The 14,260-nt window shown below is 68.5% G+C and carries 19 protein-coding genes and 1 pseudogene; 16 read left to right on the top strand and 4 right to left on the bottom strand.

Going from position 1 to position 14,260, the window contains the following annotated elements; genetic code table 11:
* Positions 1-87 precede the first annotated feature (87 nt).
* Together istA and B073_RS0125300 are read left to right on the top strand one after the other, a co-directional pair.
* On the top strand, positions 88-1,344 hold the full coding sequence (istA, locus tag B073_RS0125305; protein WP_018540882.1) for an IS21 family transposase: 1,257 nt from the start codon (positions 88-90) through the stop codon (positions 1,342-1,344).
* On the top strand, positions 1,344-1,658 hold the full coding sequence (locus tag B073_RS0125300) for a hypothetical protein (RefSeq protein WP_018540881.1): 315 nt from the start codon (positions 1,344-1,346) through the stop codon (positions 1,656-1,658). Before istA ends, B073_RS0125300 begins: the two co-directional genes overlap by 1 nt.
* A 169-nt stretch (positions 1,659-1,827) precedes the next feature.
* Here the strand turns inward: B073_RS0125300 and B073_RS0125295 are convergent, their stop codons facing one another.
* A complete protein-coding gene (locus B073_RS0125295; protein WP_018540880.1) occupies positions 1,828-2,361 on the bottom strand; it encodes a GNAT family N-acetyltransferase in 534 nt (177 codons plus the stop codon).
* 424 nt (positions 2,362-2,785) lie between these two features.
* Between B073_RS0125295 and B073_RS0125290 the strand changes: the two genes are divergently transcribed.
* Positions 2,786-3,328: a hypothetical protein gene (locus B073_RS0125290; protein ID WP_158690222.1), complete on the top strand. Its 543-nt coding sequence runs from the start codon at positions 2,786-2,788 to the stop codon at positions 3,326-3,328.
* Positions 3,329-3,426: 98 nt separating this feature from the next.
* Here the strand turns inward: B073_RS0125290 and B073_RS0125285 are convergent, their stop codons facing one another.
* Positions 3,427-4,023: a DUF3592 domain-containing protein gene (locus tag B073_RS0125285; RefSeq protein ID WP_158690221.1), complete on the bottom strand. Its 597-nt coding sequence runs from the start codon at positions 4,021-4,023 to the stop codon at positions 3,427-3,429.
* A gap of 319 nt (positions 4,024-4,342) precedes the next feature.
* Here B073_RS0125285 and B073_RS49385 point away from each other — a divergent pair.
* From B073_RS49385 to B073_RS41115, 7 genes and pseudogenes are all read left to right on the top strand, one after another.
* Positions 4,343-4,567: pseudogene (locus tag B073_RS49385) on the top strand (ParB N-terminal domain-containing protein); the annotation flags it as partial.
* Between the two features lie 40 nt (positions 4,568-4,607).
* On the top strand, positions 4,608-5,096 hold the full coding sequence (locus B073_RS48175; protein WP_234025163.1) for a hypothetical protein: 489 nt from the start codon (positions 4,608-4,610) through the stop codon (positions 5,094-5,096).
* Positions 5,097-5,216: 120 nt separating this feature from the next.
* Positions 5,217-5,885, top strand: coding sequence for a hypothetical protein (locus B073_RS0125280; protein WP_018540877.1), 669 nt, complete (start codon positions 5,217-5,219; stop codon positions 5,883-5,885).
* A gap of 108 nt (positions 5,886-5,993) precedes the next feature.
* Entirely contained in the window at positions 5,994-6,359 is a 366-nt protein-coding gene (locus tag B073_RS0125275; RefSeq protein ID WP_158690220.1) for a head decoration protein, read from the top strand.
* 63 nt (positions 6,360-6,422) lie between these two features.
* On the top strand, positions 6,423-6,620 hold the full coding sequence (locus B073_RS0125270) for a zinc-binding dehydrogenase (RefSeq protein WP_018540875.1): 198 nt from the start codon (positions 6,423-6,425) through the stop codon (positions 6,618-6,620).
* Positions 6,621-6,650: 30 nt separating this feature from the next.
* Positions 6,651-6,971 (top strand): NIPSNAP family protein, encoded by a 321-nt coding sequence (locus B073_RS0125265; RefSeq protein ID WP_018540874.1) that lies wholly within the window; start codon positions 6,651-6,653, stop codon positions 6,969-6,971.
* Positions 6,972-7,036: 65 nt separating this feature from the next.
* Complete coding sequence (locus tag B073_RS41115; protein ID WP_018540873.1) at positions 7,037-7,432, top strand: GlcG/HbpS family heme-binding protein; 396 nt, start codon at positions 7,037-7,039, stop codon at positions 7,430-7,432.
* Between the two features lie 23 nt (positions 7,433-7,455).
* On the opposite strand, the gene B073_RS0125255 is transcribed toward B073_RS41115, so the two are convergent.
* Positions 7,456-7,992, bottom strand: a complete 537-nt coding sequence (locus B073_RS0125255) for a TetR/AcrR family transcriptional regulator (protein ID WP_018540872.1) — start codon at positions 7,990-7,992, stop codon at positions 7,456-7,458.
* Positions 7,993-8,126: 134 nt separating this feature from the next.
* Between B073_RS0125255 and B073_RS0125250 the strand changes: the two genes are divergently transcribed.
* Positions 8,127-9,038, top strand: coding sequence for an alpha/beta hydrolase family protein (locus B073_RS0125250; protein WP_018540871.1), 912 nt, complete (start codon positions 8,127-8,129; stop codon positions 9,036-9,038).
* Positions 9,039-9,419: 381 nt separating this feature from the next.
* On the top strand, positions 9,420-9,812 hold the full coding sequence (locus B073_RS0125245) for a DUF3592 domain-containing protein (protein ID WP_026247715.1): 393 nt from the start codon (positions 9,420-9,422) through the stop codon (positions 9,810-9,812).
* A gap of 244 nt (positions 9,813-10,056) precedes the next feature.
* On the opposite strand, the gene B073_RS0125240 is transcribed toward B073_RS0125245, so the two are convergent.
* Positions 10,057-10,647: a TetR/AcrR family transcriptional regulator gene (locus B073_RS0125240; protein ID WP_018540869.1), complete on the bottom strand. Its 591-nt coding sequence runs from the start codon at positions 10,645-10,647 to the stop codon at positions 10,057-10,059.
* 373 nt (positions 10,648-11,020) lie between these two features.
* On the opposite strand from B073_RS0125240, the gene B073_RS0125235 reads away from it, so the two are divergent.
* The 4 genes from B073_RS0125235 (at position 11,021) to B073_RS0125220 (ending at position 13,984) form a co-directional block, all read left to right on the top strand.
* Positions 11,021-11,407, top strand: coding sequence for a VOC family protein (locus tag B073_RS0125235; RefSeq protein WP_018540868.1), 387 nt, complete (start codon positions 11,021-11,023; stop codon positions 11,405-11,407).
* A 91-nt stretch (positions 11,408-11,498) separates the two neighbouring features.
* The gene (locus B073_RS0125230; RefSeq protein WP_018540867.1) at positions 11,499-12,212 is read left to right on the top strand and encodes an NADPH-dependent F420 reductase; all 714 of its coding nucleotides are present in this window, start codon (positions 11,499-11,501) and stop codon (positions 12,210-12,212) included.
* A gap of 147 nt (positions 12,213-12,359) precedes the next feature.
* Complete coding sequence (locus B073_RS0125225; protein WP_018540866.1) at positions 12,360-12,758, top strand: VOC family protein; 399 nt, start codon at positions 12,360-12,362, stop codon at positions 12,756-12,758.
* A gap of 62 nt (positions 12,759-12,820) precedes the next feature.
* The gene (locus B073_RS0125220) at positions 12,821-13,984 is read left to right on the top strand and encodes a winged helix DNA-binding domain-containing protein (RefSeq protein WP_018540865.1); all 1,164 of its coding nucleotides are present in this window, start codon (positions 12,821-12,823) and stop codon (positions 13,982-13,984) included.
* The last annotated feature ends 276 nt before the right edge of the window (positions 13,985-14,260 follow it).

The raw sequence follows: 14,260 nt of genomic DNA, 5'->3' as shown, positions 1-14,260 counted from the left end.
TCTTGACCCTCTGACGGCACATCAAAACTGACCCACTTGGTGATCTTCGTCTGGTCCTGGCCTTGGTGATCAAGGTCAGGAGGAAGGGTGATCCTCGTGGAGGACTGGGCAGAGATCCGTCGCCTGCACCGGGCCGAGCAGATGCCGATCCGTGCGATCGCGCGGCACCTGGGCCTTTCGAAGAACACGGTCAAGCGGGCCCTGGCCAGCGACCGGCCCCCGAAGTATGCGCGACCGCCGAAGGGTTCGGTGGTGGACGCGGTCGAAGTGCAGATCCGTGAGCTGTTGCGGGAGACACCGACGATGCCCGCGACCATGATCGCCGAGCGGATCGGTTGGGAGAGGGGGATGACGATCCTCAAGGACCGGATCCGCGAGCTTCGACCAGCCTATGTTCCCGTCGATCCGGTCTCCCGCACGACCTACCGCCCCGGTGAACTGGCCCAATGCGACCTGTGGTTCCCAGAAGCACAGATCCCGCTGGGCCATGGCCAGACCGGTCGGCCTCCGGTATTGGTGATGGTGTCGGGGTATTCACGGTTGATCGCCGCCCGGATGCTGCCCTCACGAAGAACCGGCGACCTGATCCATGGTCACTGGCGGCTGCTGTCACAGTGGCAGGCCGTCCCCAAGACGCCGGTCTGGGACAACGAGGCCGGCGTCGGCCGCGGACGTCCCACCAGCGAATTCGCCGCGTTCGCGGGCCTGCTCGCCACCAAGATCTACCTTTGCCGACCGCGGGATCCCGAGGCGAAAGGGCTGGTGGAGCGGGCCAACGGCTATCTGGAAACCTCGTTCCTGCCCGGCCGTCATGTCAGCGGTCCGGACGACTTCAATACCCAGCTCGACGCCTGGCTCAAGGTCGCCAACCGGCGCGTCCACCGGACCCTGGGAGCCCGCCCACTCGATCGGTGGGAGGCGGACCGGGCCGGGATGCTCACCCTGCCGGCGGTGGATCCGCCAACCTGGTGGCGGTTCTCCACCCGGCTGGGCCGGGACCACTACGTCCGCGTCGACACCTGTGACTACTCCGTCGACCCCGCCGCCATCGGTCACCACGTCACCGTGCTGACCGACAACGACAAGGTCATCGCCTTGACCACCGACGGGGAGATCGTCGCTCGACATGTCCGCCGCTGGGCCCGCCACCAGACCTTCACCGATCCCGAGCACGCCGAGGCCGGAGCGATGATGCGGCATCGAGCCCGGCGTCGTCCGACGGGTCAGATCCAGGCCGTCGGCACCGGATCCGGCCCGCTGGTCGAGGTCGAACAGCAAGAGCTCGGCACCTATGACCGACTGTTCACCGTGATCGACGGTGGCGGCGACAAGGAGGCCGGCTGATGCCCCGCACCCCCACCGTCGATGGCGAGTCCGTGCTGACTCAGCCCACAGGCAAGCCCCCGGCTGCCAGCCGTCGCACCAGCCAGCAGACCACCTCCGACCTGGCCTTCCTCGCCCGGGCCCTCAAAGCCCCCGCCCTGCTGGCCGCCGCCGACCGCCTGGCCGAACGAGCCCGCAAGGAGTCCTGGACCCATCCGGAATACCTCGTCGCCCGCCTCCAACGCGAGGTCGCCGCCCGCGAATCACACATGGCGTCTGGGCTGCCCATTTTGATCACGGCATCCGCGCAGGTCACGTGTGCCTCGCAGAGGTAGCAGAGGTAGACGACACATCGCGGGGATGTCTGTCACCAAGACCGCACCCGCCGACCCCTCTGTCAGGTAGCGCCCTGTCCTGCCCCGCGGACTCGGCAGATTCCTACTGCGTTTAGCCATGCCGCCTGCTCCACGCCAGAATGACGGCGGTTGGGGCGGCCCGATCGGTTCACGCGTGAAACTCGGAGAGATCGATGGTGTGAACGCGCAGCGGGTGGCCGTACACCGGGTGCTTCGTTTCGCGCTCCGGCACCATGCCGAGCTTGCGCATCACGTTCTCGGAAGCGTCGTTGCCCACTCGGGCGATGCTGACGACGCGGTCGAGGCCGCGGTCCTGGAGCGCGAACTCCAGTGCCGCGTGAGCGGCTTCGGACGCGTACCCCTGGCCCCAGAACTGCCGACCGAGCCGCCAGCCGATCTCCACCGCAGGCAGCACCTCAGGCAGGAACGTGGGCACGGAAAGACCCGCGAAGCCTGCCAGCTCACCCGAGGCCAGCAGCTCAACGGCGAAGAGGCCGAACCCTTCCTCGTCCCACTCCTCCTCCCACCGCTCGATGTCCTCCGCCGTGCGCTCCAGATCACGAACCGAACCGTCGCCGATCCAGCGCATGACCTGCGGGTCCGCATGGATCTCCGCCATGGGAGCCAGGTCGTCGTCATACCAGCGGCGGAGGAGGAGACGGGGGGTGCGAATCTCGGTCATGGCACCCATCCTGTCGAATGCGAGGGCGCAAGTCGAAGTGCGAAGTCACAGCCCTCGGTCAGGCGCCACGTTGCGCCTCGTCCACCTCGTGTGTGACGACCAGCTTTGAGATCTGGTGACAGATACGGCTGAGAACCTGACACGGCGGGCCGGGCCAGCGCAGGCCGACAGGCTTAGGCAGTGTCCGATAGGTCGTGTGACTGGACGGTCCGACGGTCGAGTACGGCTGACTCATCGACAGCGCCCGTGCGCAAGGTGTCCTACGTGCACGGCACGCCGAATCTGGCGGAGGTGTTCAGCGTGTCGTGCACGCCCTGGGTAGCGCCTGTGCGCCCCTGCGGAGGCATTTCAACGGCGAGCCGAACGGGCATAGCTGGTATTCGGCGGGCTCACCGCACCCCGCACCGGAACGAGAGGGGCTGTCGTGCGTGCGTTGAAGATCAGGAGATCGCTGCGTGCCTCAGCAGCGGCGCTGTTGCTCGCTGCGGCCTTCCCCCTGGCGGGGCCGGCAACTGCCGCCCACGCCGTCGCCGTCGACGTCCTCTGCAAGGGCCAAGAACAGGACACCTTCACCCCCGGCCTGACGCTGCAGCCTCAGCTCGTACACCTCCACGCGGACCAGCGCATGAGCTGCACCTCCACGGACCCCACTCTGACCGGCAGGACAGAGACATTCGACGGCACCTTCACCCTGTCCTGCCTGACACCGTTCTTCAGCGGCCCCGTCACTCTGACGTTCCACTGGAACAACGGCAGGACCAGCACGGCCAGCGGCCGATTCGCCGCAAGCTCGACCGGCAGCGACATGCTCAGCATCTTCAAAGGCAAAGCGACAGCCGGTGAGTTCCAAGGGGACTCCGTCGAGACCGTCCTCGATGTCGCCAAACCGACCGTGCAGCAATGCGCCCAGCCCGGCGGGCTGACCCACGAGAGCGGCGTCTACACCGCGACGTTCCAGAAGCCATAGCCGTAAGCCCGGACGTTGCGCCGTGAGAATCAGGCGCAACGTCCCCAGGGCCGGAACGATACAGACACCACCCGGCCACACGACCCGTCGGACCCTGCCTAGGGGTTGGCGGCGGCCGCGCCGGAACGGAGACCCCTGCGGCGCAGGACGGCCCCGATGGCGACGCACGGCAGGGAGATGACCAGCAGCGCGGCGCCGCTCGACACGGCGAAGGACACTTCTCTTCGCGCCCAGCCCGCTCCTCTGTCGAAGTGCGGGTCCACCATCTCCTCGGGATCCTGGAGTACCCGCACCCGGTCGCCGACCCGATCGTCTTTGCCGCACCTGACGTATCCGGGCCCCTCGACGCGATCGTTGTAGTGGACGGTGCACCGGTATGTGGTGGTTTTCCCGTGACTCTCCTTGATCCGCACGATGGTGCCCGCCGTCGCCACACCCCGCGCCGTGAGGACCGCCGCTTGAGCCGCCTCCGTACCGGACGGTGCGGTGGCGAGCATGGGAACGAAGAGCAGCACGCACACAATGCCGCGCAGTACCGCGGAGGGACAGAGCGCGATCACCGCGAACACAAACCCGAGGAATCCCGCAAAGAAGAGCAGAAATCCGGGCACCGCCATCCACCAGGGAAACGCCATCAGCGCGCCGCCAGCGAGGATCAGGATGGCGCATAAGGGAATCGACAGCGTGGCCAGCACGGGCCGGGAGGGGTAAGGGACCTCACTGTCGCCCGGTCGGCGCTTGCGGGCCCGCGGGTTGGTGCGCCGCCTCCTGCGCGCCGAGGCAACATCCCTGTGCCGACCGACCATAGCCGCCTCGGTCGGCGGCTTCCCCTCTTCCGCGTACGTCATTTCACTCCCCCTGATGATCACCACCCAACAAGGGGAGCGGGCGTGCACCAAGCCGCCGCACAAACCTTTGACGTCACCCTGACATCACGAAACTGGCGGCGCCTCAGCTGGCTGGTGATAGTGCTTGATCACCTAGGCGCGAAGGTGGGCGTAGGGCTGGAGCCTCATGTCTGCCGCTACTCGCATACCGGCCTCGCTCGCGGACCTGGCCATCCCGGTCGACGAGCTGGCCCCCTACCACCGCAACCCGCGCACCGGTGACCTCGACTCCATCACCGAGTCACTGTCCACTCATAGCCAGTACCGGCCGATCGTCGTCAATCGCGGCACGCTCACCGGCCGCCCCAACGAGATCCTGGCCGGCAACCACACCTTCAAGGCCGCCAAGCAGCTCGACTGGACCGACATCGCCGTGACGTGGCTGGACGTCGATGACGACGCGGCGGCGAAGAGACCGGTCGGCGGTCAACGCCCGGCTGCCGGCCGTCAGCCTGGGAACGGTCGACCCCACCGACGTGCCCAACGGCTATGCCCTCCAGATCAGCCTTGGTCCGCTGGACTCGCTGGTCGACTCGATGCGGCTGGCCCGTGCCCACAAGTACGCGCTGCTGCTGAAGATGGCACAACGGCTTCACCAGGCCGGACGCGCGGACGGATGGCCGACGGGTCCAACCCTGCCTGCACGGCTGACGAGTAGCGACAGATCACGGCTGCCGTTCTTCACCAACGCCAGCACCGTCGCAATGGTCATGCAGACGCCCGTTGCGGCTATCAGCCAGCGCATCCGACGAGCGGTTTTCGACGCTTTGGCCCGAGCTCCCAACGCCTCCTGGAAGTCCTCGACCGTCGGCGTATACGACAGTTCTATTCTTGCCACGAAGGCACCTCCTGCGTCCTATCCAGTCGAACTGCCCGGATAGAGATCCCAACGTTCAGATCACCCAGGTTGGGTACTGATTGTCTGTCCATCCGTAGATGGCGCGACGTTGGCTTCCGTAGACTCGAAATGGCGCGGGGCCATAGAGGGAGCGCACCCTTCCATGACCCGCAGCCTGCCTGACCCTTCTGCTGTGCTCGGTTACCGCCGTGACGGGCGTCCGATCCACCCGGTGCTCGGCGCGTCCGCCGATGATCCGTCCAATGAGGAACCGCAGGTCTCCCTCAGCCAGAAGCAGCTCAGTTCGTTGATGGCGCGGGAGAAGGACCAGGGCGGCCGGGCGGCGGTGCGCGGCCTGGTGGACAAGTTGGACTTTCCCAACCTCGGTGAGCTGGAGGAGTTCGTGCGTGCCCAGCGCCAGGCTGCGGAGCAGCAGTTGAGCGATTCGCAGCGGCGCGAGCAGGAGCTCAGTGTCCGCGAACAGTCGCTCGCCGCCCGTGAGACGGCCGCAGCAGCGCGGGAGCGGGAGGCCGCGCGCCGTGCGCTGCTGGCTGGTGTCGGTGCGACCGGCGCGGACCTGGACGATGCGCTGGCGCTGCTGCGCGTCGACGACGATGCCGACGAGACCACGGTCAGGGAGGCGGCCGAGGCGCTGAAGAGCCGGCGCCCGGAGCTGTTCAGCACAGCGTCGGGCAGCGACAGGGTGCTGGCGGCCCCCAGCGGCGCCCCCGCCTCTGTGCCGCCCCCGCGCCCGTCCGGGAACCGCTCGCAGCCTGGCGCGGCGGGGCTGGAGATGGCCCGCCGCCGGGGACTCCTTCCTCCCGCGCCGTAGCCCATCCCGCATTTTCAACGGTCTTGGGGACCACGCCCCGTATCTCGTGGACCGCGCCACCACCCTGGTGAGTGCGCGACCGCCCTGCACACCCAGGAGATCGCGGCGTTGAGTCTTCAGCCGTACACCACCTCTGTGACGGTCACCGCCAACCGGGACTGGCTCGCCTCCCGGCACGGCACCGACTCCACAGAGGCCATCACCCTCGACCTGACCAAGCTCACCAAGAACGCCCACTACGTCGAGCCGACCGCCGCCCAGCCGCACGGCTACGTCCACTCCGGCGTCCCAGTCGGCCGGATCACCGACTCGGGCCTGTACGGGGCGTACGACCCGGAGGCCAAGGACGGCCGCGAAGTGCTCGCCGGCCTCGTATACGCGGAAGCACCGTTCACACCCGGCGTGACCAAGGTCCCGGCGGCGCTGCTCTGGCACGGCACCGTGAACACGGGGAAGATCCCCGGCGACATTTGACCCGTCCAAGATCGTCTCGAGTCCGGCCGGCGCACAGATCCGCTTCCTCGGGGCGGTGAGCGCATGAGCGTCGCCGACCTCCTCAAGAACGTCTCCGTCGCCGACCTCACGGCCCTGACGACGATCGCCGACCTGATCGACGCCGGCCACGTCGCCGTCGAGGTGGAGGAGACCTTCCCGCTGGAGCAGGCCGACGTGGCCCACTCGCGCGGCGAGGCCGGCCGCACCCGCGGAAAGCTCGTCCTCACCATCGCCAACTGACCACATCGGCAAGCACTTTGGAGGAGCACCGTGTACTACGAGATCCGCCGCTACCAGGCCCAGCCCGGACGCCGCGAGGAGTGGGTGCGCTACATGGAGGACACCGTCATACCGTTCCAGACCTCGCTGGGCATGGACGTGACCGCCTCCTTCGTCGACGACCAGGACGAGGACGGCTACGTCTGGATCCGACGCTTCGAGGACGAGGCCCACAGCAAGGCCCTGTACACGGCGGTCTACGACCACGACCGCTGGAAGAACGAGATCGGACCGGCCGTCTACGCCCTGCTGATCCCGGAGAAGACCGTCGTCACCCGCGTGATCCCCACCCCCGCCTCACCACTGCGCTGACCACGTCCCGAGGCCCCGACCGCCACTGCGCCACCCGCACAACACAGCCACGAAGGGATCCGTTCATGAGCACCGACACGCTCGAAAAGTCCTCCCCCGCCCCCTCGATCACCCAGGCCGCCGCCAGCGCACTGATCGCGGCGGTGCACGCGGCCGCCTCCCGGATCGGCTTCACGGCGGCCGTCGCCGTCACCGACCCGGGAGGGCACCTCAAGGCGTTCGACCGCGCCGACGGCGCACCCTTCCTCACCGCCGAGGTCGCCGTCGACAAAGCCTGGACCGCGGTCTCCTTCCACACCCCCACCCACGCGTGGAATGAGTACCTCGCCAGTCCGCGGATCGCGCCGCTGGCCGGCCACCCGACCGCCGATCCCGGGCATGGCGCCAGCGTCGCTCGGTTCAGGCTTCTCGGCTGTCGGCAGCGGGCCGGCGAGCACGCCGAGCGGTTCCGGCGGTGCTGATCAGTCTCAGCGGAACGCGGCGACTATGACGTTCGGCGGCACCCGGTGAGGAGGCGGGCGACCATCCGTTGCGCGTCCGTCCGGTCGTAGTCGCCGCCAAGGATGCACAGATTCCCGACAGCGCGCATCAGCGTGTACGCGGTGACATCCGGATCGAGCTCACCGGCGGCTACGCCGGCGTCGATCAGCGTCGCGCACGCCGGCACCAGTGTGTCGAGCATGAGCGTGTGCAGGTTCTGCAGGCTGGAGTCCTCGGACCGCAATGCGGCGCCGAGGCCGTGCTTGGTGACCAGGAACTCCACGAATGAGTCGATCCACCGCGTCAGCGCCACGGCGGGCGGGATGGGGTCGCGCAGGAGCTTCGGCGCCAGCGCGGCGCACTCGTCGATCTGGTGCCGGTATACGGCGGTGACAAGGTCCGCCCGGGTCGGAAAGTGCCGGTAGACGGTGCCGAGGCCAACGCCGGCGCGTCCGGCGATATCACGGATGGGGGCCTGCACCCCCTGCTCCACGAACGCGGCCGCTGCCGCTTCCAGCAGGGCCTCGCGGGTGCGTCGCATCCCCGCTCGGCGGACTCCGGACGGTTCCGGCACAGCTTCTCCCTTACTCGCGGAACAATGTTCCGCTATGTTGGCGGAACGGCGTTCCGTCGAATTGTGGCAGAACCGGCAATCCCAGAGAAGGCGAGGTCACCATGCCTACCAACCAACTCGGCCGGCAGATCATTGCGGTCAAGCCCATCACCGTCCCCTCAACCGGCCGCGGCATTGAGCTGCAGGTGAAGGTCACCGCCCCGGTGTCGGGCGAAAACCTGCCGGTCATCGTGTTCTCACACGGCAACGCGTGGTCGCTGGACGGGTACGGGCCCCTTGTCGACCGGTGGGCCGCGGCCGGGTTCGTCGTCGTGCAGCCGACCCATCTGGACTCCCGCCGCAACGGCATCGGGTTCGACGACCCGCGGTTCGGCACCATCTGGCGCACACGCATCGACGACCTCCATGCGATCCTCGACAACCTCGACGGCATACTCGCCAAGGCCGGTGGCATGGACGTCCGGATCGCGCACGACCGGATCGCCGCGGTCGGGCACTCCTGGGGCGCCCAGACCGCCGGCACCCTCCTCGGCGCCCGCGTCCTCGACGCTGACGGTGTGTCGGATGAGGACTTCTCCCACCCTGCGGTCAAGGCCGGTGCGCTGATCGCGGCGACCGGAACGGGTGACACCCTCACCGCGTTCGCGGCCGAGCACCTGCCGTTCATGAGGCCGGACTATTCCACTATGGCCACCCCGGCGCTGGTCATCGCCGGTGGCAAGGACCAGTCGGCGATGTCCACCCGCGGACCTGACTGGTTCACCGACGCCTACCACCTCAGCCCGGCGCCGAAGAGCCTGCTCACCCTCGCCGAAGGCGAGCACACTCTCGGTGGCATCGCCGGCGAGAAGGTCGCCGAGACCACCGACGAAGACCCGGATCGCGTCGCCTTTGTCGCGGATGCGATCTCCACCTACCTCCTCGACACCTTCAAGATCGACGGCACCGCCTGGGCGGCGCTCCGCGACGCGGCTACTGATGATGACGGCGTCTGGAGTATCCGCAGCAAGTGACCCCGTTCGCGGCTGGGCTCAGAGGGACACCTGCTTGAGCCCGGCCGCGACCACGGCGCACGGTACTGAGTCAGCGGATCCACCAGTGGGATCGGACGCGCTCTCGCGTTCGCCAAGATGGGACCCTGTGCGCGGTGCGGCGACCCGGACGAGGTTGGGGAAGCAGGACGGTCTTGTATTACGGCCGGTCTAGAGGGACGGCCGTCGCGTACCCGACGGCGAGGGCGGCTACCGGCCCTCGTGGCCCCCGCCACGACTACGTGACCCCGAGGAGTCGGTATGCCCGCGCGCCTTCGTGAACCATCGGGCTGCGTGCCGCGTCCTCCTGATGCGCGGCCCGTGCGGGGTGGGCGCTGTGCGAGGGAGAGCAGCGGACGGATGATGGGTGAGACGATCGGTATCGGGCTCGCCGTATTGGCGGGCCTGGTGAGTCTGTGGGCTGGCGCCCGGGAGGCACGGCTGCAGATGCGGCTGGGCCGCTACGGGCTGTACGCCGAGGGGGTGGTGGTGGACCAGGAGCACACGTCGGCGGACGATTATTCGACGCCGGTCATCGAGTTCACCGACCGGCAGGGCCGACCCGTCAGGTTCCGGCCCGCCGCGACGGGGACGGGGCTGGCCCTCGGAACCCATGTACCGGTCGCCTACCTGCCCGAACGGCCGGAAAGCGCCAGGGTATTCACCCGGAAGTACCGCCTCTCTCGGATCGTCGGCCTGTTCTTCGGAGGCATGCTCTTCCTCGGCGTCGCGGTTGGGTGTGTGCTCACGCGCTGAGCTTGTTCTCCTACCGCGCTCTGCCGGTATGAGGCGTGTCTCGTTGGTGGGTGGCACCGCTACCAGGGCCCGCAGCCTACGTGGCCAGCTGCCGCCCTCCGGCACAGGCCGTCCTCTCACACCGGCGTTCATGCAGGGTGGCGACCTCGCTGTAGCGGGCCGTGGTCACCAGGTGGACGTCGGCGAAGGCATCGGAATCGTGCAGGCACAGCCCCTGTTCGCAGGCGGCCTCCGGGAAAACCTTTCAGCCCTTCATGGCCGGGTTGGGGGTGAGGATGCGGCGCATGACGGCTTCTACGTCTGCACGGGAGGGGGTTTCGGTGCCGGCCAGGCCGCGCAGGGTGAGGCCGTTCATGGCGGCTGCTGCTGCGGTGGCGGTGACCGGGTCGGTGTAGTGGGCCAGGGCGTGGACGGTCAGTTCGACGTAGCGGTCGGCGATCGCACGCAGGGCGGGGCGGCGCAGGGCGGCGAGGTAGAGCTCGAACTCCGTCACCTGCTGTGCTCGCTGTGGGCCGAAGCAGCCCATGAGGACGTCGGTGAGCAGCACAGTCAGCTGGTCGTGGGTGAGGTCGGGGCGCTGGGCGACCCAGTCGTCGAGATAGGCGGCGAACTGGTCCACTGACCGCTGCAGGGCTGCGGTGATCAGATCGTCCTTGGTGGCGAAGTGGTACGTGGTCGCCCCCAGGGGGACACTGGCCACTTCGGCGACGGCGCGATGGGTCAGCCCTTCGATGCCGCGCTCGGCGATCACCTTCTCCGTGGCCGCGGCGATCTCCTCGATCCTGCGCTGCGGGTCACGGCGCCGCCGCCCCGCCGGAGCAGGCTTGCCGGCCATGTCGTCTCCTTCTCCCTCGGACCACCTTCAAGTACATACGTACTGTACATCTTAACGAACCTGGCGTGATGGCGTCGAGCGTGATAAGCGACGTCTACGCAGCTCACACCCCCACAATCACCACCCCCACTGGACTCCAGGGCGTCCAGGCGAGGTGGCGCTCGCCCGCCTGCCCCTGTTGCGCCTCCATCGAGCGGCGCTTACAGTACTAATGTACTGGTTCTGGAGGTGAGCGAAAGGCTCCCCGTCGTGGAACAGATCGGAACAGTTCCCGGGGAAGGGAAGCCCTTCCCGCCCGGATCCCCTACGCGGGACGTGGGCGCACCGGATCTTCGTGTCGATGTTCCGCCATTTCTCCCAAGGAGTGACCCTGATGAAGGCCCCCCGCATTTCCCCCTGCCTCGGCGTGCCGGACACCCAGGCGGCCTGTGACTTCTACGAGCAGATCGGTTTCACCGCGCTGCCCGCCGACCCGAGCCAGGAAGACGACATCCGTCTGCTGCTCTTCGAGGGCGAGTTCGCTCTGATGGTCAACAAGGACGAGGACCTGCGGAACTGGCTGCCGGTGCTGAAGGACACCCCCATCGGCGCGTTCGGCATGTTCTACCTCGCCGTCGACGACTTCGACGCCTACGTGGAGAAAGTCCGCCCTCTGGTCAAGGTGGTCAAGGAACCGTTCGAGTCCCACGGGCAGAAGCTCTTCTACTTCACCGACCCCAACGGCTACGTCGTCGGCGTCACCCAGCGCCAGGAGTGGTGACCACCCCCAGCGCGCCCACCCGGACACCCCGAACTCGTGGCAGGGGCGGTCACGCCACCGCCCCTGCCTCCACCACTACGAGGATCTCGACATGCACATAGCCGTACTCGGCACCGGCGCGGTAGGCCGCGCCCACGCCGCCCGCCTCACCACCCTGGGCCACCAGGTCACCATCGGCACCCGCGACGTGGAAGCGACACTCGCCCGCACCGAACCCGACACTATGGGCACACCGCCCATCCAGCCCTGGCTCACACAACACCCCGGCGTACGTCTCGCCGGCTTCGCCACCGCCGCAGCGGGCGCGGGCCTGCTGATCAACGCCACCGCCGGCCATGCCACCCTCGACGCCCTGCACGCCGCCGGAGCCGACCATCTCGCCGGCAAGACCCTGATCGACACCGCCGTCCCCAACGACTTCATGACCTCCGTCGACCGGCCCATGCCCACCCTCTGGGGCATCCCAGCTCCCTTGCTGGACCCCGTAGGCGGCGACAGCCTCGCCGAACAAATCCAGCGCGCCTTCCCCGAAACCCGGGTCGTCAAGGCGCTCAACACCATGGCCGCCCACGTGATGGTCGAGCCCACGGCCCTCGCCGACGGCGACCACACCGTCCTGCTCAGCAGCGACCACGCCGACGCCAAGCAGCAGACCACCGACCTGCTGGCCACCTATGGCTGGCGCGACATCGTCGACCTCGGCGACCTGACCACTGCCCGCGCCACCGAGATGCTCCAACCCCTCTACCTCGCCCTCACCCGCGCCCTCGGGCACGAGCACCACGGCCTCAAGGTCGTCCGCTGACCAGCACCTCGCCAGGGCGCGACCGCACGGGCGCAGGGCGTCACCCAACCCGCACCCGCCCTCTAGGACACCCACCGCCCTATATCCCACCTACGGTCACCACCGACCGCACCAAGGCACCGCAACCCACCGCAAGGAACATGCACCATGCCCAGCGAGAACTCCGGGAACGCCCTGTCGGGGAAGATCATCTGCCACGCCATGTGGGCCCGCAACGGACGCGAGCTGGCCGAGTTCTACGCCGCCGCCCTCGGCACGAAGGTCAGCCAGACGTACCCCGACGAGCAGGGCAAGGAGGTCGCCTTCGCCCTCTACGTCGGCAAGGCGATGTACCTGTTCTACACATCCGAGTCCTTCACGGCCCCCAACTGGCCGGAGAAGGACCTGCCCTTCCATATGGACCTGAGGTTCACCGACGTCGACGCGGCGGAGAAGCGACTGTTGGACCTCGGCGCCACCAAGCCCGGCCACCAGCCCGGCGGTAAGCACTGGACCGTCCTGCTTGACCCGTCCGGCCAGCCGTTTTGCATCCACGGCTCCCGCTGACCATTCACAACTCCTGCTGACGATTCACGGCTCCCGTTGACGTCCCGGCCCCGGAACCGCATATGACCGCTCTGCCCCGCATCACCGCCGCCGAACGCCGTGCCCGCCTGGTCCGGCGGCACCTCCTCACCCCCTCCAGCAGGGCAACAACACCCCAGGAGGTGGCCGGCGCCATGGTTGCCCTGCACGCCACCGATCCGGCCACCGTCTTCCTTGCCGCGGCGGCCCGTATGCAGGCGCCCACCGTCGGCGCCATCGACCGGGCCCTGTACGACACCGCCGAGCTGGCGCGCATACGCTGCATGCGCCGCACGATGTTCGTCGTCCCGGCCGCGCTGGCCCCCGCCGTGCACGCAGCCACCGTCAAAGACACCCACCGCCACCGCGCCGACGCCCTCGCCACCCTGGCCAAGGCCCTCGGCTGGGACGAGCGGCGCTACACGGCCGTGGAGCAGGCCACCCTCGACGCCCTCACAACCCGCGGCCAGGCCACCGCAGCCGAACTCGCCACCGACGTACCCGACTTGCGTGAACAGATCGTCACCTTCCCCGGCAAGCCCTACCAGTCCCGGCAGCGCGCGAGCACACCGGTCCTGGGCGTGCTCGCCGCACAGGGCCGCATCCGGCGCGCCCGCCCGGCCGGCTCCTGGACCTCGGCGCAGTTCCGCTGGGCCCCAGCCCAGCCGCTGCCGGAAGTCCCCGCCGCCACGGCGATGACCACCCTGGCCCGCCACTACCTGGCGGCGTTCGGACCGGTCACCGTCGAGGACCTGAAGTGGTGGACCGGCTGGAACCTCACCACCACGCGCAAGACCCTCGCCGCGACCGGAGCCCAGGCCGTCGAACTCGACGAAGGCACCGGCTACCTCCTGCCCGACGACCTCGAACCCGCCCCCGCCCCGGAACCCGCAGTGGCATTGCTGCCCAGCCTCGACCCCACCGCCATGGGCTGGCGCCACCGCGACTGGTACCTCGACCCCGACCACACCGGAGCCCTGTTCGACCGCAACGGCAACATCGGCCCCACCATCTGGTGGAACGGCCACATCATCGGCGCCTGGGCCCAACACCCCAACGGCCACCTCAACCACCACCTCCTCACCGACCCCGGCCGAGAGGCGCGCACGGCGATCACCGCCGAACTCGGGCGCCTGACCACCTTCCTGGGCCGCACCCGCGTCACCCCCTGCTACCGCACACCGCTCGAACGACAACTCGCCGGATGACCGACGCCGCCCAGCGGCTGCGGCCCACCCAGAACGGTCCGGGATTCCCTCACCGTTGGGCGGAGTGCGGTTCCCGTCAGGTGGACCTCTCCGAACCGGCGCCCGGCCGGAACTCCGGGAGGCCGCGGGGCCCTTGTCGTAAGAACGCCCTCGTGCCGTAAGAAAGAGCCCGGCCCCCGGCCATGGCCAGCCGGTCGAATCCGATCACGGAAGACATCTGCGGCCCCTATGTCCCAACCCCATTCTCTGCGAAGGAAGTTCGATGCCTGCCGACCG

This window comes from Streptomyces sp. MspMP-M5, assembly GCF_000373585.1.
GTDB lineage: Bacteria > Actinomycetota > Actinomycetes > Streptomycetales > Streptomycetaceae > Streptomyces.
This window is presented reverse-complemented; position numbering and strand designations above follow the sequence as displayed.

Coding starts and splice junctions, on each gene's coding strand:
- B073_RS48175 (WP_234025163.1), top strand. CDS start 4,608: ATGACGACGCGGCGGCGAAGAGACCGGTCGGCGGTCAACGCCCGGCTG.
- B073_RS0125300 (WP_018540881.1), top strand. CDS start 1,344: ATGCCCCGCACCCCCACCGTCGATGGCGAGTCCGTGCTGACTCAGCCC.
- B073_RS0125220 (WP_018540865.1), top strand. CDS start 12,821: ATGACCGCTCTGCCCCGCATCACCGCCGCCGAACGCCGTGCCCGCCTG.
- B073_RS0125280 (WP_018540877.1), top strand. CDS start 5,217: ATGACCCGCAGCCTGCCTGACCCTTCTGCTGTGCTCGGTTACCGCCGT.
- B073_RS41115 (WP_018540873.1), top strand. CDS start 7,037: ATGAGCACCGACACGCTCGAAAAGTCCTCCCCCGCCCCCTCGATCACC.
- B073_RS0125240 (WP_018540869.1), bottom strand. CDS start 10,647: ATGGCCGGCAAGCCTGCTCCGGCGGGGCGGCGGCGCCGTGACCCGCAG.
- B073_RS0125230 (WP_018540867.1), top strand. CDS start 11,499: ATGCACATAGCCGTACTCGGCACCGGCGCGGTAGGCCGCGCCCACGCC.
- B073_RS0125295 (WP_018540880.1), bottom strand. CDS start 2,361: ATGACCGAGATTCGCACCCCCCGTCTCCTCCTCCGCCGCTGGTATGAC.
- B073_RS0125225 (WP_018540866.1), top strand. CDS start 12,360: ATGCCCAGCGAGAACTCCGGGAACGCCCTGTCGGGGAAGATCATCTGC.
- B073_RS0125270 (WP_018540875.1), top strand. CDS start 6,423: ATGAGCGTCGCCGACCTCCTCAAGAACGTCTCCGTCGCCGACCTCACG.
- B073_RS0125250 (WP_018540871.1), top strand. CDS start 8,127: ATGCCTACCAACCAACTCGGCCGGCAGATCATTGCGGTCAAGCCCATC.
- B073_RS0125235 (WP_018540868.1), top strand. CDS start 11,021: ATGAAGGCCCCCCGCATTTCCCCCTGCCTCGGCGTGCCGGACACCCAG.
- B073_RS0125245 (WP_026247715.1), top strand. CDS start 9,420: ATGGGTGAGACGATCGGTATCGGGCTCGCCGTATTGGCGGGCCTGGTG.
- B073_RS0125255 (WP_018540872.1), bottom strand. CDS start 7,992: ATGCGACGCACCCGCGAGGCCCTGCTGGAAGCGGCAGCGGCCGCGTTC.